The organism is Streptomyces sp. BBFR102 (assembly GCF_051397025.1).
In the GTDB taxonomy this organism is placed as follows: Bacteria; Actinomycetota; Actinomycetes; order Streptomycetales; family Streptomycetaceae; genus Streptomyces.
Map to the genome: position 1 here is coordinate 3,084,530 of NZ_CP195757.1, position 16,151 is coordinate 3,100,680.

The 16,151-nt window shown below is 74.1% G+C and carries 12 protein-coding genes and 1 pseudogene; 12 read left to right on the plus strand and 1 reads right to left on the minus strand.

All coding sequences use genetic code 11. From position 1 onward, the window contains the following. Positions 1-162: 162 nt before the first annotated feature. Positions 163-915: pseudogene (locus tag ACSLIC_RS13700) on the minus strand (aminotransferase class I/II-fold pyridoxal phosphate-dependent enzyme); the annotation flags it as partial. Between the two features lie 911 nt (positions 916-1,826). Here ACSLIC_RS13700 and ACSLIC_RS13705 point away from each other — a divergent pair. From ACSLIC_RS13705 to ACSLIC_RS13760, 12 genes are all read left to right on the plus strand, one after another. Continuing rightward, positions 1,827-2,372, plus strand: coding sequence for a DUF2617 family protein (locus ACSLIC_RS13705; RefSeq protein WP_436737950.1), 546 nt, complete (start codon positions 1,827-1,829; stop codon positions 2,370-2,372). A gap of 171 nt (positions 2,373-2,543) precedes the next feature. Further along, complete coding sequence (locus ACSLIC_RS13710; RefSeq protein WP_436737951.1) at positions 2,544-4,226, plus strand: polyamine aminopropyltransferase; 1,683 nt, start codon at positions 2,544-2,546, stop codon at positions 4,224-4,226. A 135-nt stretch (positions 4,227-4,361) separates the two neighbouring features. Next, entirely contained in the window at positions 4,362-5,303 is a 942-nt protein-coding gene (locus tag ACSLIC_RS13715) for an SRPBCC family protein (protein ID WP_436737952.1), read from the plus strand. Between the two features lie 73 nt (positions 5,304-5,376). Then, a complete protein-coding gene (locus ACSLIC_RS13720) occupies positions 5,377-6,177 on the plus strand; it encodes an aldose 1-epimerase (RefSeq protein ID WP_436737953.1) in 801 nt (266 codons plus the stop codon). Positions 6,178-6,231: 54 nt separating this feature from the next. Further along, positions 6,232-6,780 (plus strand): orotate phosphoribosyltransferase, encoded by a 549-nt coding sequence (pyrE, locus tag ACSLIC_RS13725; RefSeq protein WP_436737954.1) that lies wholly within the window; start codon positions 6,232-6,234, stop codon positions 6,778-6,780. A 272-nt stretch (positions 6,781-7,052) separates the two neighbouring features. Then, positions 7,053-8,102, plus strand: a complete 1,050-nt coding sequence (gene fbaA / locus ACSLIC_RS13730; RefSeq protein WP_436740371.1) for a class II fructose-bisphosphate aldolase — start codon at positions 7,053-7,055, stop codon at positions 8,100-8,102. A 122-nt stretch (positions 8,103-8,224) separates the two neighbouring features. Then, the gene (locus ACSLIC_RS13735; RefSeq protein WP_436737955.1) at positions 8,225-9,376 is read left to right on the plus strand and encodes a MalY/PatB family protein; all 1,152 of its coding nucleotides are present in this window, start codon (positions 8,225-8,227) and stop codon (positions 9,374-9,376) included. Between the two features lie 90 nt (positions 9,377-9,466). Further along, complete coding sequence (locus tag ACSLIC_RS13740; RefSeq protein ID WP_436737956.1) at positions 9,467-11,023, plus strand: MFS transporter; 1,557 nt, start codon at positions 9,467-9,469, stop codon at positions 11,021-11,023. A gap of 35 nt (positions 11,024-11,058) precedes the next feature. Next, positions 11,059-11,472 (plus strand): DUF3151 domain-containing protein, encoded by a 414-nt coding sequence (locus tag ACSLIC_RS13745; protein WP_436737957.1) that lies wholly within the window; start codon positions 11,059-11,061, stop codon positions 11,470-11,472. An 888-nt stretch (positions 11,473-12,360) separates the two neighbouring features. After that, entirely contained in the window at positions 12,361-13,248 is an 888-nt protein-coding gene (locus tag ACSLIC_RS13750) for a tryptophan 2,3-dioxygenase family protein (RefSeq protein WP_436737958.1), read from the plus strand. A 108-nt stretch (positions 13,249-13,356) separates the two neighbouring features. Next, positions 13,357-14,598, plus strand: coding sequence for a kynureninase (kynU, locus tag ACSLIC_RS13755; RefSeq protein ID WP_436737959.1), 1,242 nt, complete (start codon positions 13,357-13,359; stop codon positions 14,596-14,598). A 188-nt stretch (positions 14,599-14,786) separates the two neighbouring features. Continuing rightward, positions 14,787-15,644 (plus strand): alpha/beta hydrolase, encoded by an 858-nt coding sequence (locus tag ACSLIC_RS13760; protein WP_436737960.1) that lies wholly within the window; start codon positions 14,787-14,789, stop codon positions 15,642-15,644. The last annotated feature ends 507 nt before the right edge of the window (positions 15,645-16,151 follow it).

The window sequence follows — 16,151 nt, forward strand, 5'->3', positions numbered from 1 at the left end:
CGCTCCGCTGGGTGCACGCTGTTTGGGATTTCCTAGGGCGCGCGCCCGGAGCTGGAGCATCTTCTATGAGTGCACGTGGTTTGGGGTTCAAGACGGTGAGCCGGCGAGAGGGCGTGTTCGGGCAACCGGCCTACCGTCCAAATGGCTGGGCGAAAAAGGGTTGACCCAGCCGACTTTCCACCCGGTGAAGGAGAACGTCTTCCCGCTGCTGCTGATGGTCACGGTGCGCTCGCGCATCCCCGGGAAGGAGGCGAGCGGCAGGTGGGCGCCGTCCAGGACGAGGTGTTCGTAGACCTCGTCGGTGACGACCAGGAGGTCGCGCTCGACGGCGAGTTCGGCGATGGCGGCGAGTTCCTCGCGGGTCAGCACGGTGCCGGTGGGGTTGTGCGGGGTGTTGAGCAGGATGAGGCGGGTGCGCGGGGTGACGGCGTCGCGCAGCTCGTCGAGGTCGAGCCGGAAGGTGGCGCTCTCGGCGTCGGGGCGGAGCTGGACGGGGACCCGGGTGCCCCCGGCGAGGGCGATGCAGGCGGCGTACGAGTCGTAGTACGGCTCCAGGGCGATGACCTCGTCGCCGGGCTCGACCAGGGCCAGCAGGGTGGCGGCGATGGCCTCGGTGGCGCCCGCGGTGACCAGGACCTCGGTGTCGGGGTCGTAGGTGAGGGCGTACCGGCGCTGCTGGTGCTCGGCGATGGCGTGGCGCAGCTCGGGGACGCCGGGGCCGGGCGGGTACTGGTTGCCGAGGCCGTCGCGCAGCGCGCGGACCGCCGCCTCGCGGACCTCTTCGGGGCCGTCGGTGTCGGGGAAGCCCTGGCCGAGGTTGATGGCGCCGGTGGCCTGGGCCAGGGCCGACATCTCGGCGAAGACCGTGGTGCCGAATTCGGCCAGCCTGCGGTTGAGGAGGGGCCTGTCGTTCATGGTGTTCCGCCGTCCGTCGCGCCCTGTCCGGCGTGCCGGACCCGTGCCGAGCGGTCATTGTGCCAGGTGGGGGCGGGCCGGGCGGGGCGCCGGGGAAGGGAACCTCTGGAGTTGCTCAACTCCGCTTTGGGGAGCGGCCGGCGGGGGGATCGTCTGGGCGTGACCCCGTCATGTGGGGATGCCGCACAGCGGGCGGGGGTGACTACGGGGAGGACAGTGATGTTCGTATTCATGGGGTTCGTGGTGATAGCCGTCGTGTGTGTGGTCGCGGCGCTGAGGAGCAAGGCGTCGTCGAAGCGCGGGCGCCGGTCCGGCTCGGGTGCCTCGGGTACGGGGGCGGGTACCACCGGCGGGGGCTGCGGTGGCGGGGGCGGCTGGTGGGACAGCGGCTCGTCGGACAGCGGCTCTTCGGACGGCGGTTCGTCCGGCGGTGGGCACAGCTGCGGTGGCGGGTCGTCCTGCGGTGGTGGCGGCGGCAGCTGACGCGCCGCGCGGTCGTACGTGGGCGTCCGGGGTCGGCGCGCGGTCGTGGTGCGCGCGCCGGATCTCGTGCGCCCCGCGTCCAGGGGGCCGGTGCGCCCGGGGGAGTGCGGGCGGGGGTGCCGGAAGCGTGCCCGTGGGTACAGGGGGAATCGATTCACCTGCGGCGGGCGGGAGTTGAGGCCGGAGAGACTCGTGTGGCGGGGGAGGGGGCGAGGTTGCGGGTGTAGTTGGTTGAACGGTTGAGCTATTTCACCCCCGGGGGGATGGAAACCCTCTGTGATCGGGCAAAAGCGCTGTGGCACAAGGGCAGTTCGTGATTCCCTCGAATCCGTCCATACAGCCCCCCGGACCTTCGCCGGCGCCCGCTCGCGCACTCCGAGTTCCCGTGAGGGGCGGCCACCCATTCCTGCGTGTTGCGGAGCCGAGTCATGCTCACGACCCTCAAGACCGTCTACACCGATACGCGTGCGTCCGACCTCGCCTGGGCTCTGGGCCGCGAGCCACTGCCCGCCCTCGCCACCCTCGATCTCCGCCTCGGCGGCAACGCGTTGCAGCTCAGACTGCTGGGCGCCTCCCACCAGGTGCTGCTGGAGCGGGAGCGCGGCGTCTGCTCGGAGACCGTGGCCTGCATCCCCGGCAGCAAGAGCCCGCTGCCGGTCGGTGTCTCGGAGCGGGTCGGCGACTGGGAGTACGAGTTCTCGGCGCGCGTCGAGGTGATGGCGCCGAGCGCCTTCTCCGGGCGCGCCCAGGAGCTGCTGGCCCTGGTCGCCGACCATCCGCACGGCCTCGCCGGGGTCTTCCCGGGCAGTCCCGACGCCTTCACCGCGCTGATCGCCCAGTGGCGCGACGGCCAGACGCACTGGCGGACCTGGCACGCGTACCCCGAGGAGGGGCAGCTCGTCGTCACCCGCTCGCGGGCGGGGGTGCGTACCTCCCGGCCGGTACGCCCCGCGGTGGAGGCCGCCCGGGGCTGACCTCGCCTCGCGGTGCGGGCGCGCCGGGCGCGGCCGGGGTGTCCGGTGGGGCGTGCGGGAATGTCGCGCGCGCGGTGCCGGGCGACCGGATGCGCCCGCGCCCGCTCTCCACTCCCACGGCACCCCCCTGGGTGACGGGGTGTGGTGGCGCGGTGACGTAGCGTTCACCGCGTGACGGAATCCGTAGCCCCGACCCGACCCGCGCCCGAAGCAGAACGTGCGTCGCGGGGGAGGGAGTTCAGCGGCGGGCTGCCGGTCGGCCCGGGCCCGGCGCGGCTGCTGGTGCTCGCCACCGTCTTCGTCTGCGCCGCCTGCGGCCTGGTCTACGAACTGGAACTGGTCGCCCTCGCCTCGTACCTGATGGGCGACTCGGTCACGCAGGCGTCCGTGGTGCTCTCCGTCATGGTCTTCGCGATGGGCGTGGGCGCGCTGTTGGCGAAACGACTCCGCTGCCGCGCCGCACTGGGTTTCGGCGTGGTCGAGGCGATTCTCGCGCTGGTCGGCGGAGTGAGCGCGCTGGCGCTGTACGCCTCGTTCGCCTGGTCCCCGGAGTGGTTCGCCGGGGGGCTCGCGGGCGCCCGGTTCCTGATGGTCGGCTTCTCGCTGCTGATCGGCGTGCTGATCGGCGCGGAGGTGCCGCTGCTGATGGAGATGATGCAGCGCATCCGGCGGCAGGACGCGGGCGGCGCCGTCGCCGACCTCTTCGCCGCCGACTACGTGGGCGCACTCGTCGGCGGGCTCGCCTTCCCCTTCCTGCTGCTGCCGCTGCTCGGTCAGCTGACCGGGGCCCTGCTGACCGGCGCCGTCAACGCCTTCGCCGGGGGCGCGCTGGTGCTCGGGCTCTTCGGCCGCGACCTGTCCCGGCGCTCACGGCGGCTGCTGGTCCTGCTCAACGTCGCCGTCCTCGCCCTGCTGGGCACGGCCGCCGCCCTCGTCGGCGACTTCGAGGACGCGGCCCGCCGGGCGATGTACGGGGCGGATGTCCGCGTCGCTGTGCGCAGCGAGGTCCAGGAGATCGTCCTCACCGGCGGGGGCGGCCCCACCCTGGCCCTCTACCTCGACGGCCGGCTGCGGGTCAGCGGCGCCGACGAGCACGGTTACCACGAGGCGCTGGTGCACCCCGCGATGGCCGGACCGCACGGCCGCGTCCTGATCCTCGGCGGCGGCGACGGGCTGGCCGCCCGCGAGGTCCTGCGCCACCCGGGCGTACGCCGGGTGGACCTGGTCGAAATCGACCCGGCCGTCGTCGACCTGGCCCGCCGCGACCCGGGCCTCGCCGCCCTCAACGGCCACGCCTACGGCGACCCCCGCCTCCACCCCGTCACCGCCGACGCCTTCGACTGGCTGCGCGCGGCCCGCGCGGGCACGACGGGGGCGCGGCCGGTCGGCGGGTACGACGTGGTCGTCGCCGATCTGCCGCACCCCGGCATCACCTCCAGCACCAAGCTGTACTCCGAGGAGTTCTTCGGCCTCGCCGCGCGGGCCCTCGCCCCCGGCGGCAGGATCGCCGTCCACTCCGGCTCGCCCGCCGACCGCCCCAAGACCTTCTGGACCGTCGACGCGACCCTGCGCGCGGCCGGTCTGGTCACCACGCCCTACAGCGCCGCCGGGAACGACGGCGCCTTCGCCTTCGGCCCCGACCGTGCCCCGTGGGACCACCCGAAGGCGTCCGACTGGGGGTTCCTCCTCGCGGGCCGGGAGCGCCCGCCGCTGACGCTGGCGCCCCCCGGTGACGGCGGGCCCCCGCTCACACTGGACCGGTCCGCGCTGCGCGCCGGCGGCCTGGCCGCAGAGGCCACCCGGTTGCCGCACCTCCCGCCGTCCACCCTCAGTCATCCGCGCTACCCGCGGTGACGCGCGGTCCGGGCGCCGGGGGCGCGGCGCGAGGGCCGGACGGGCCCCGGAAGCCGGCGGCGGGGGCGGCCGACGGCCTTCCGGCGCCGCCGACGCGGGTACAGGACGGCTTCGGCGTGGGTAGGCTCGGCTGGCATGGAGCATGAGGTGTTCGTTCCGGTGCCCGCCGAGACCCTGCGCGCCGCGCTGCGGGCCCCCGCGACGGCCGTCCGCGGCGTGCCCGGACTCCAGCTCGATCCCGGGGCCGACGGCGGTACGGGCGCGGCGGACGGCGCCGCGAACGCCCTGGCCGGACGGCTGCGGCTACGGCTGGACGGGCGCACCATCACGTACCGGGGCACGCTCCGGATGACCACCGAGGCCGACGGTACCCACGTCTTCCAGGTGGAGGGCGGCGAGGCGCGCGGCACCGGTCACGGGCGGGCCACCGTGCGACTCCGGCTCACCCCCGTGGAGGGCGGCACCCTGGCCGTGCTGGACGTGCGGTCCCGGGTCGAGGGGCGGGGCGCCCGGCTCGACCCGGTGGCGGCGGAGCGAGGGGTGCGCGCCCTGCTCACCCAGGCGGTGGAAGCCCTCGCCGGGGACGCGGGACGGCCGGGCGGCTCCTCGGGGCAGGGCCCGGCCGGGGCCGGAGAAGGCGGCCGGGCCGACGCAGAGGGGCGGACCGAGGCTCCCGGCACCGACGCGAGCACCGGTGCCCCGGCGCCCCACCGCCCCGCCGACCTCACCGACGACGACGAGATCACCCTTGAGGAACTGGCGGCTGCCCTCCACAGCCGGGACGGCGCCGAGGACGAGGACGAGTTCGACGAGGACGAGATCGACCTCGACGAGGAGGTCGAGGAGGTCATCGAGGTGCCCGACATCGAGCCCGCCGAGGCCGCCCACGCCCGGCGCACGATGATCGGCCGCAGTGCCGAGGAGGTCGACCACGCACCCCCGCGCGGCCGGTACGCCCCCGTCCCCGCCCCCGCCTCCTCCACCACCTCCGCCACCCTGCGCTGGGCCGCCCCCGCAGCCGCCCTGGTCGTCGCCTCGGCGGTGGTGGTCGGGCGGGCCCTGCGGCGCCGCTCGTAGCCGAGCCCCGCGGTGCCGGTGCGCGGGGCCGGGCCGCGCTGTGGAACACGTCCGCACCCTCTAGGGTCGAGGCGTGAGTACTGAGGATGTGGTGAGGCTCGCCGCGGGCGAGGCCGAGGTGTCGGTGGACGCGGGCAACGGCGGACGGCTGTCCAGCCTGCGGATCGACGGCGTGGAACTGCTGTGCCAGGGCGCCGGGTTCGGCAGCTTCCCGATGGTCCCGTGGTGCGGCCGGGTGGCCGAGGGGCGGTTCCGGGACGGTGCCGAGGTGCGGCAGCTGCCGCGGAACAACCCGCCGCACGCGATCCACGGCACCGGGCGCGACGTGCCCTGGAAGGTGGTCCGGGCCTCCGGCACCGAGGCCGTGCTCAGCTACGAGCTGGGGGAGCCGTGGCCCTACCCGGGCCGCGTGACGCAGACGGTCGCGCTCAAGGACGGCGCGCTGACGCTCTTCATGGGCGTCGAGGCGTACGAGAGCTCCTTCCCGGCGCAGGTCGGCTGGCACCCCTGGTTCCTGCGGCACCTCGGGCAGGGCGGTGACGGCGTCCGGCTGGAGTTCGACGCGGCCTGGCAGGAGGAGCGCGGCGGCGACCACCTGCCGACCGGGCAGCGGATCGCCCCGCTCCCCGGGCCCTGGGACGACTGCTTCGGCATGCCCGACGGCGTCGACGTCAAGGTGGTCTGGCCCGGCGAGCTGGAGCTTTCCATCACCTCCCGCGAGCCGTGGGTGGTGGTCTACGACGAGCAGGCCGAGGCGGTCTGCGTCGAGCCGCAGACCGGTCCGCCCAACGGCCTCAACACCGCCCCGCGTCTGGTCACCCCGCTCGACCCGCTGGAGGCGTCCACGACGTGGAGCTGGCGGAAGCTGGGCTGAGCGCCGGTGACCGCGGCCGGGGGAGCCGCACCCCGCGCCCGTAAAATTCCCCGCATGAGCGACGTACGCGGCGAGCTGCTGCACCACATCAAGGACAAGGCCGTCGTGCACGGCAAGGTCACCCTCTCCTCCGGCCTGGAGGCCGACTACTACGTCGATCTGCGGCGCGTGACGCTGGACGGCGCCGCGGCGCCGCTGGTGGGGCGGGTCATGCTCGACCTCACCAAGGAGCTGGAGTTCGACGCGGTGGGCGGCCTCACCCTCGGCGCCGACCCGGTGGCCACCTCGATGCTGCACGCGGCGTCGGCGGGCGGGCGGCGGCTGGACGCCTTCGTCGTCCGCAAGGCGGCGAAGGCCCACGGCATGCAGCGCCGCGTGGAGGGGCCGGATATCAGGGGCCGCAGGGTCCTGGTCGTGGAGGACACCTCGACCACCGGCGGTTCGCCGCTGACCGCCGTGGAGGCGGCCCGCGAGGCGGGCGCCGAGGTGGTCGCCGTGGCGACGATCGTGGACCGCGCGACGGGCGCCGGCGAGAAGATCTCCGAGTCCGCCGGTGTCCCGTACCTCTACGCGTACGCGCTGGACGAGCTGGGTCTCGGCTGACCGTCCGGCGACTGGGGGGTGATGTTTCACGTGAAACATCGCAGGTCCGGTGGCACCGGAGTCGGGGGGTGGTTTCACGTGAAACATCGCGTACCCGCACGAAGGGGCGGGGGTGGCTCCGGCGGCGGCGCCGCAGTGGCGGATTGTGTGGATCTGTGGCGGGAAGTGTCACCTCCTCCCCCGTCCCCTCGGGTGGAGGCTGGGGGCAAGTCTGGAAGGATGGACACGACGATGTCGTCGCCCCCAGGTCAGGGCCAAGTACGTACCGGCACATCACAAGGAGCGAACACATGCCCATCGCAACCCCCGAGGTCTACAACGAGATGCTCGACCGGGCGAAGGCAGGCAAGTTCGCCTACCCGGCCATCAACGTGACCTCGTCGCAGACGCTCCACGCCGCCCTGCGCGGCTTCGCGGAGGCGGAGAGCGACGGCATCATCCAGATCTCCACGGGTGGTGCGGAGTTCCTGGGCGGTCAGTACAACAAGGACATGGTGACGGGCGCGGTCGCGCTCGCCGAGTTCGCGCACATCGTGGCCGCGAAGTACGACATCACCGTGGCCCTCCACACCGACCACTGCCCCAAGGACAAGCTGGACGGTTACGTCCGTCCGCTGCTCGCCGTCTCCGAGGAGCGCGTGAAGGCCGGGAAGAACCCGCTCTTCCAGTCGCACATGTGGGACGGCTCGGCCGAGACCCTCGCGGACAACCTCGCCATCGGCCAGGAACTGCTGGCCAAGGCCGCCGCCGCCAAGATCATCCTTGAGGTCGAGATCACCCCGACCGGCGGTGAGGAGGACGGCGTCACCCACGAGATCAACGACGAGCTGTACACGACGCCGGACGACGCGATCCGCACCGCCGAGGCCCTGGGCCTGGGCGAGAAGGGCCGCTACCTGCTGGCCGCCTCCTTCGGCAACGTCCACGGCGTCTACAAGCCCGGCAACGTCGTCCTCCGCCCCGAGCTGCTGGCCGACCTCCAGGCCAGCGTCGCCGAGAAGTTCGGCAAGCCCGCGGGCAGCCAGCCGTTCGACTTCGTCTTCCACGGCGGCTCCGGCTCCACCGAGGAGGAGATCGCCACCGCGCTGACCAACGGCGTCGTCAAGATGAACATCGACACCGACACCCAGTACGCCTTCACCCGCCCCGTCGCGGACCACATGTTCCGCAACTACGACGGCGTGCTGAAGGTCGACGGCGAGGTCGGCAACAAGAAGCAGTACGACCCCCGCACCTGGGGCAAGTCCGCGGAGGCCGGCATGGCCGCCCGGGTCGTCGTCGGCTGCCAGAACCTGCGGTCGGCCGGCACCCGCCTGAAGTGACCGCCGGGCCGGGCCTGACGGCCTGACCCGCAGCGCCACGGGCCCGGTCCCCTCCGGTTCGCCGCCGAGGGGGCCGGGCCCTCGCCGTTCCTCGTACTCCGTCCCGTGAAAGGCGTCCGCCCGTGAGCTTCGACTTCGACACCCCAGTGGACCGGTACGGCACGTGGAGCGTCCAGTGGGACGGCGTCGCCGACCGGTTCGGGGTGGACGGGTTGCTGCCGTTCACCATCTCCGACATGGACTTCGCCTCGGCGCCGGTCCTCCTGGACGCGCTCCACCGGCGGATATCCCACGGCGTCTTCGGCTACACCGACTGGCGCCTCGGCGACTTCCGCCCGGCCGTAGCCCACTGGTTCGCCACCCGCCACGACACGGCCGTCGACACCGACCGGCTCGTCTACGCCCCGTCGGTCCTCAACCAGCTCTCCCAGCTCCTGCGGATGTGGACCGAACCGGGCGACGAGGTCGTCCTGCACACCCCGACGTACGACGGGTTCCGCAAGGCCGTCGACGGGCTCGGCCGAGTCCGGGTGCCCACGCCGCTGGACGACCCGGATTTCCATGTCCTGGAGGAACTGCTCGCCCGGCCGCGTGCCCGGGTCCTGTTGCTCTGCTCGCCGCACAACCCGACCGGGAAGGTCTGGAGCGCCGCGGAACTGGCCGCGCTGGCCGCCCTCGCCCGCCGGCACGGCGTGGCCGTCATCAGCGACGAGATCCACGCGGACTTCGTCCACCCCGGCCACCGCCACCTCCCGTGGACCCGCTTCGGCGGCGACGGCGAGCGGTGGGCGCTCGTCACCTCCGGCTCGAAGGCGTTCAACTTCCCCGCGCTGACCGGCTCGTACGGCTTCCTCGGGAACGCCGAGGACCACGCCGCGTTCGTCCGGCGGATGGAGACCGGTGAAGGGCTCGCCTCGCCGGCCGTCCTCTCGCTGACCGCCCACATCGCGGCCTACCGGCACGGCGCTCCCTGGCTCGACGCGGCCCGTTCCTACATCGGCGGCAACCTCTCCCTGCTCGCCGACCGCCTCGACGCCGCCTTCCCCGAACTGGGCTGGACCCCGCCACAGGCCGGGTACCTGGCCTGGATCGACCTGAGGCCGCTCGGCGTCGACGAGGACGCGCTCCAGCGGACGCTGGTGGAGCGCGAGAAGGTCGCCGTCATGCGCGGCTCCGTCTACGACGCCCCGGGCTTCGTCCGCCTCAACCTGGGGTGCTCCCGGTCCAAGGCGGAGGCCGGTGTGGAGGCGCTGATCAGGGCGTTGCGCGGCTGAGAGCGGCCTGGCCGGGCCTCAGCGCCGCGGGTGGACCCGCCCGGCCCCCGTGCGATGGCGGGCCGGGACGGGCGGCGGCACGATCGGCGCATGGCATCTCATCGGCGGCGGCGGCGTGCGGGCGCGGCGGGCGGTGGGAGCGTGGAACCGGCCGGGGAGATCCGGCTGAAGGACGCCTCGGGCCGGTGGATGATCCTCACCACCGTGCTGGGCTCCAGCATGGCGATGCTCGACTCGACCGTGGTCAACGTGGCCCTGCCGCGCATCGGCCGCGACCTCGGCACCGACCTGGCGGCGCTCCAGTGGACCGTCAACGCCTACATGATCACGCTCGCCGGGCTGATCCTGCTCGGCGGGGCGCTCGGTGACCGGTTCGGACGGCGGCGGGTCTTCGTCATCGGGGTCATCTGGTTCGCTCTCGCCTCGCTCGCCTGCGGCCTCGCCCCCGACGACGTGGTCCTCATCGCCGCCCGGGCCCTCCAGGGAGTCGGCGGCGCGCTGCTCACCCCGGGGTCGCTGGCGTTGATCCAGTCCGGGTTCCACCCGGACGACCGGGCGAGGGCGGTCGGCCTCTGGTCGGGTCTCGGCGGGGTCGGCGCGGCGGTCGGCCCGTTCGTGGGCGGCTGGCTGGTGGACGGGCCCGGCTGGCGCTGGGTCTTCCTGCTGAACGTGCCGCTGGCCCTGGTCTGCGTCCCGGTGGCGCTGCGGCACGTACCGGAGTCGCGGGACACCAGCGTGCCGGAGGGCGTACGCGCCGGGGCCGGCGGGCGGCGGCGGTTCGACGTGCTCGGGGCCGGGCTCGGCGCGCTGGCGCTGGCGCTGGTGACGTACGCGCTGATCGAGGCGCCGGCTGAGGGCGCCTCGGCGCTGGTCATCGGGTCGGCGGTGGCGGGCGTGGTGCTCGGCGTGGTCTTCGTCCAGGTGGAGCGGCGGCGCGGGGACCCCATGCTGCCGTTGTCGGTCTTCTCCTCGCCCCTGTTCACCTCGGTCAACCTCGTGACCTTCTGCGTCTACGCGGCGCTCGGCGGCTTCATGTTCCTCGCCGCCATCCAGTTGCAGGTCGTGGCCGGGTACTCGGCGCTCGGTGCGGGCACGGCGCTGCTGCCGGCCACCGTCCTGATGCTGCTCTTCTCCGCCAAGTCCGGTGAGCTGGGTCAGCGCGTCGGCCCGCGCGTGCCGTTGACCGTCGGCCCGCTGATCGCGGCGGCGGGCATGCTCCTGATGCTGCGGGTCGGTCCCGGCGCCTCGTACGTGGCCGACGTGCTGCCCGCCGTCGGGCTGCTGGGGGTGGGGCTGGTGACGATGGTGGCGCCGCTGACCGCGACCGTCCTGGCCTCGGTGGACGCGGGGAAGGCGGGGCTGGCCAGTGGGATCAACAACGCGGCGGCGCGGGCCGCGGGGCTCGTCGCGGTGGCCGCGCTGCCGTTGCTGGCGCGGATGACGCCGGAGGCGTACCGGTCGGCGCCGGAGTTCGAGGCGGCCTTCCGGCGGGCCATGCCGATCTGCGCCGGGCTGCTGGTGGCCGGCGCGGCCCTCGCCTGGTGGCAGGTGCGCAGGCCCGCCGACGACCCGGCTCTGCAGCGGTCCGAGCCCCGGACGTGCTGCCCGGTGGGGGCGCCCCCACTGGAGCCTGAGCCGGACCGGTAGCGGAACTTCCGCCGGGGCCAGGCAGACTGGCAACCATGGCCATTCACGAGAACCTGCTCGGGGGACCGCCCCCGACCCACCTGCCCGAAGACCCCGGCCCGCGCGACATGCTCGCCGCCGGTGCCGCCCCGGCCGACGTCGCCGCGAAGTACCCCACGTCCTCGCTGGCATGGGCTCAGCTCGCCGACGCCGCCTTCGAGAACGGCGGCGTCGTCGAGTCGTACGCCTACGCGCGCACCGGCTACCACCGGGGCCTCGACTCGCTGCGCCGTGCCGGCTGGAAGGGCCACGGCCCGGTGCCGTGGGAGCACGAGCCGAACCGAGGCTTCCTGCGCGCCCTGCACGCCCTGGCGCGGGCCGCCGGGGCCATCGGCGAGCAGGAGGAGTACGAGCGCTGCACGCAGTTCCTCCGCGACTCCTCGCCGACGGCCGCCCAGACGCTGGGCTGATCCGGGGCGGAGCGAGGGCGCCGGTGCGGCGTGCGGTGTGAGGCCGGGCGGTTTCCGCCCGGCCTCTGCTGTGCGCGGGGGCCAGGTCAGCGGCGGGCGTGTGCCGCGACGAGGCGTTCGGTCGCCCTGTGGGCGGGCGGGCCCAGGGGGCGTGCTGCCGGGGCGGCCGTGGTCGTCGGCGTGGCCGATGTGGAGGCAGGCCGGGGAGCGCGGCAGCGCCCGGCCGCGCGCCGCAGGGCCGCCTCATCCGGGGTCGGGCGGTGGGCGAGGTGCGGCACGGGGGGTCACGGGATGCGGATTCACCCGTCCGTGTATACGAACAGTTGCGCGGAATTGTCGCGTCCGGAGAGTGGTCGTGACTACTCTCCGTGATGTCGCTGTGGGTCGGCTCGTCACAAGTGCGGGTCGTTCACGCGTCGCCCGTCCTGTGCGCGCCCGTGCGGTCCCCACCGCCCGCCGCCTGCCGCCGACCCGAGGAGAGAAGACGCCGTGCACACCCTGCTCGCCCCCAGGCCCGGCCCCGCCCCTGTCCACCCGCTCGGCCGCGCCGTGTCGCGCCACCGCGCGGGACCGGCCGGATGCCGCGAACTGGCCCCGCCGTCCCGCCGGACGGGCCGGTTCGTGCGGGCCGAAGGTGCGAGCCCCGGTGCGACCTGGCGTCGGATCTGTCCACAGCTGTGGGTAGGCGGCTCCGGCGGAGCACCCCCCGGCCCGCGCGGACCTGCCTTGCGGTCGCGGGCCCGGCATCGGATGATGCGAGCTGAGCCTGTGTGCGCGCCTCGCGCACCGGAGGGTTCGAGGGGACCGGAGCTCCCGCTTTCCACGGCACGTCGTGCGGTGGGCGGTCGAGCGGACCGCTACCCGGTAGTTCGTATCGAGGAGACAGAGATGTCGCACGACCTCGGTGCCACGGAAGCCGGTTCGGACACCCCGAATCTCGACTTCGCCGGTACCACCCCCTACGAGGACTACGTTCAGGCCGACGTCCTCACCCACCTCCAGCAGCTGCGTTCGGACGACCCCGGCGAGATGGTCTTCCTGGTGACCACCCAGGTCATGGAGTTGTGGTTCACCGTCATCGTCCACGAGTGGGAGACCGCCTCAAAGGCGCTGCGGAGGGACGACATCCCGACCGCGCTCGACGCCCTCAAGCGCTCGCTGCGCGAGATGGCCGCGCTCAACGACTCCTGGCGGCCACTCTCGGGCCTGACCCCGGCCCAGTTCAACTCCTACCGGGGCTCGCTCGGCGAGGGCTCCGGGTTCCAGTCGGCGATGTACCGGCGGATGGAGTTCCTGCTCGGGGACAAGTCCGCGTCGATGCTGATCCCGCACAGTGGCGCGCCCCGCGTCCACGCGGAGCTGGAGAAGGCACTGCACGAGCCGAGCCTCTACGACGAGGTACTGCGCCTCCTCGCCCGGCGCGGGCACGCGATCCCCGCCGAGGTCCTGGACCGCGACCTCACCCAGCGGTACGAGCCGTCCAAGGAGGTCGAGGCCGTCTGGGCCGCGATCTACGGCGCCCAGGAGATCACCCCCACCGCTGAGGCCGACCGGGAGGGCGGGCCGGCGGCCGACCCCGGGCTGCTGCGGCTCGGCGAGGTGCTGACCGACGTGGCCGAGCTGGTGTGGCGCTGGCGTAACGACCACCTGACCGCCACTCGCCGCGCGATGGGCGCCAAGACCGGGACCGGCGGCTCCGCCGGGGTCGCCTGGCTGGAGAAGCGGGCGGGCAAGACCGTCTTCCCCGAGCTGTGGACGGCCCGCAGCCATGTCTGAACACTGGCCGGTGCCACCCGCAACACCCGCACCAGGTGTACGACCCGCACGACCGACGCACGACACTCCTCGGCACCTCGCCGGGGACCCGGGGAGGGGAAGCAGCACATGAGCGTGATGGACATGGGGGGCGCGCACCCCGAGGGGTACACGCACCTCTCCGAGGAGGCGGCGAAGCGCGACGCCGAGGACGTCCTGCGCTCCCAGCGCGAGGAGTTCGTCCTGGGCGAGGGAACAGTCTACCTGGACGGCAACTCCCTCGGCGCGCTGCCGAAGGCGGTTCCGGCGCGGATCGCCGACGTCATCGGCCGGGAGTGGGGCGAGCTGCGCATCCGCTCCTGGACCGAGAGCGGCTGGTGGACCGCACCCGAGCGGATCGGCGAGCGGATCGCGCCGTTGGTCGGGGCAGCCCCGGGCCAGGTCGTGGTCTCCGACTCGACCAGCGTCAACGTCTTCAAGGCGGTCGTGGGTGCGGTCCGCATCGCGCGCGGCCGGGACGAGGCGCGGGACGAGATCCTGGTCGACGCCGCGACCTTCCCGACCGACGGCTACATCGCCGAGTCGGCGGCCCGGCTGACCGGCTGCACGGTCCGGCCGGTGCGGGCCGGTGAGGTGTCCGCCGCGCTCGGCCCGCGTACCGCCGCCGTCCTGCTCAACCACGTCGACTACCGCACCGGTCGCCTGCACGACCTGCCCGGCCTCACCGCCGCCGTGCACGAGGCGGGCGCGCTGGTGGTCTGGGACCTGTGCCACAGCGCGGGTGCGCTGCCGGTGGGGCTCGACGCGCACGGGGTGGACCTCGCGGTGGGGTGCACGTACAAGTTCCTCAACGGCGGGCCCGGCGCCCCGGCGTTCCTGTACGTGCGCGCCGAGCACCAGGGCGTGTTCGACTCACCGCTTCCGGGGTGGAACGGCCATGCGGAGCCCTTCGGCATGGAGCCAGGGTTCCGGCCCGCCGACGGGGCGGTGCGGGGGCGCGTCGGGACCCCCGACATCCTCTCGCTCCTCGCCCTCGAAGCCGCGCTCGACGTGTGGGACGGTGTGGAACTCGACGCCGTCCGGGCCAAGTCGCTGGAACTCACCGACTTCTTCCTGCGGTGCGTCGAGGCGTACGTCCCTCGGGGCCGGGTCGAGGTCGTGACGCCCGTGGCCCACGCGGAGCGGGGCAGCCAGGTCGCGCTGCGGTGCGCGGACGCGGCGTCGGTGATGGAACGGCTCATCGCGGGCGGCGTCGTCGGAGACTTCCGCAGCCCCGACATCCTGCGCTTCGGGTTCACCCCGCTCTACCTCGGCTTCGCCGAGGTGGAGCGCGCTGCCCGGGTCCTGGCCGGAACGCTCGGCGCGGTCTGAGCGCCGGTCGCGGCACCCCCCCCCGGGAAGGGGCGCCGCTGACGGGGCCGCCCGGGCGGGGCTCCCGGCCAGGGGGCCTGCCGCCATCCAGCCAGCTGTGGCCGGATGGCGACGGGGCCCGGGGGTAAGCCCGGTCAAGCCCGATCAGTGCCGAGTAGAGGCGGTTCGCGCCGAGGAGGAGGACGACGGTGAGCGCAGCGCGGAGCGCGGCGGAGCGCGAGGCGGAGGAGGAGACCGCCCTGCTCGGGTACCCGGAGGCGGCGCCGGACACCACCGTGGCGTACGGCCCCGACCCGGACCAGGTGGTGGACTTCTACGCGCCGCGCGGGCCGGGCGCGGCGCCGGGCACACCCCTGGTCGTGGTGGTGCACGGCGGGGCGTGGCGGGCCGCGTACGACCGGCGGCACATCTCGCCGTTCGCCGCGTTCCTGGCGGGGCGGGGGTTCGCGGTGGCGAGCGTGGAGTACCGGCGGGGCAACGGCGGCCAGGTCGCCGGGCGATGGCCCGACACCTTCGACGACATCGCCGCCGCCTGCGACGCGCTGCCTCAGCTGGCGGCCGAGGCGGTGCCGGAGGCCGACCCGGGCCGTACCGTGCTGACCGGGCACTCGGCCGGCGGCCACCTCGCGCTCTGGGCCGCCGCCCGGCACGTACTGCCCGCCGGTTCGCCGTGGCGCCTGGCCGACGCGCCGGCCGTGCGGGGAGTGGTGGCGCTCGCTCCCCTCGCGGACTTCGCTGCCGCGGCGAAGCTGGACGTCTGCGGGGGTGCGTTCGCCCAGCTCCTCGGTGAGGAGTACCGGGAGCGGCTGGCGCACGCCGATCCCGCCGCTCTGCTGCCGACCGGGATCGCCACCACCCTGGTCCAGGGCAGCGACGACACGGAGGTACCGCTCGCGGTGGCGGAGGCGTACGCCGACGCGGCGACGGCCGCCGGGGAGGCCCCGGGCTTCACCCTGGTCGACGGGGTCGGCCACTTCGCCCTCATCGACCCGGCTGCGCCCGCCTGCGCCCTGGTCGCCGAGGAGATAGCCCGATTGGCCTGGTGAAGGGGCTCCGTGGACCCTGGGTCCCCGGTGCCGCTCGGGCCGCCCGCCCGGTCTGGAGGTGGTACGCGGGACGCCCTGGGTGTCGGTCGCCGTTGGCCTCAACGCCTGCCGGGCTGGGGAGGTCTTGGGCTTGGGTGGGTTCTGCATGGCGGCCATGAGGGGTGCCGGTCACTGTTGGCCTCAAACGCCGGCCGGGGGGCCGGGTTGCTGAGAGGGCGTCGGGGCTCCCCCTGCAGGTGTACGGCGGGGCCCAGATGGAGGGTTGCACCGTCGCCCCCCCCCACGGACCACGCCTGGTGGGGCGTTCGGCCCTGGGCTTCAAGGGAGTGGGCCCGTGTGGACGTGGACGTGGACATGGACGTGGGATCGGTTCGGGTGCGAGGGGATGTGAGGGTTTCGGTGCGGGCGACCATGGGTGGGGCCCGTCGGGAGCAGGGGACGACCCTCCTGTGGCGGGACGGTGTGCCCCGCCTCCCCCTCAAGGCGGACCCCGAGGAATCCGTAACC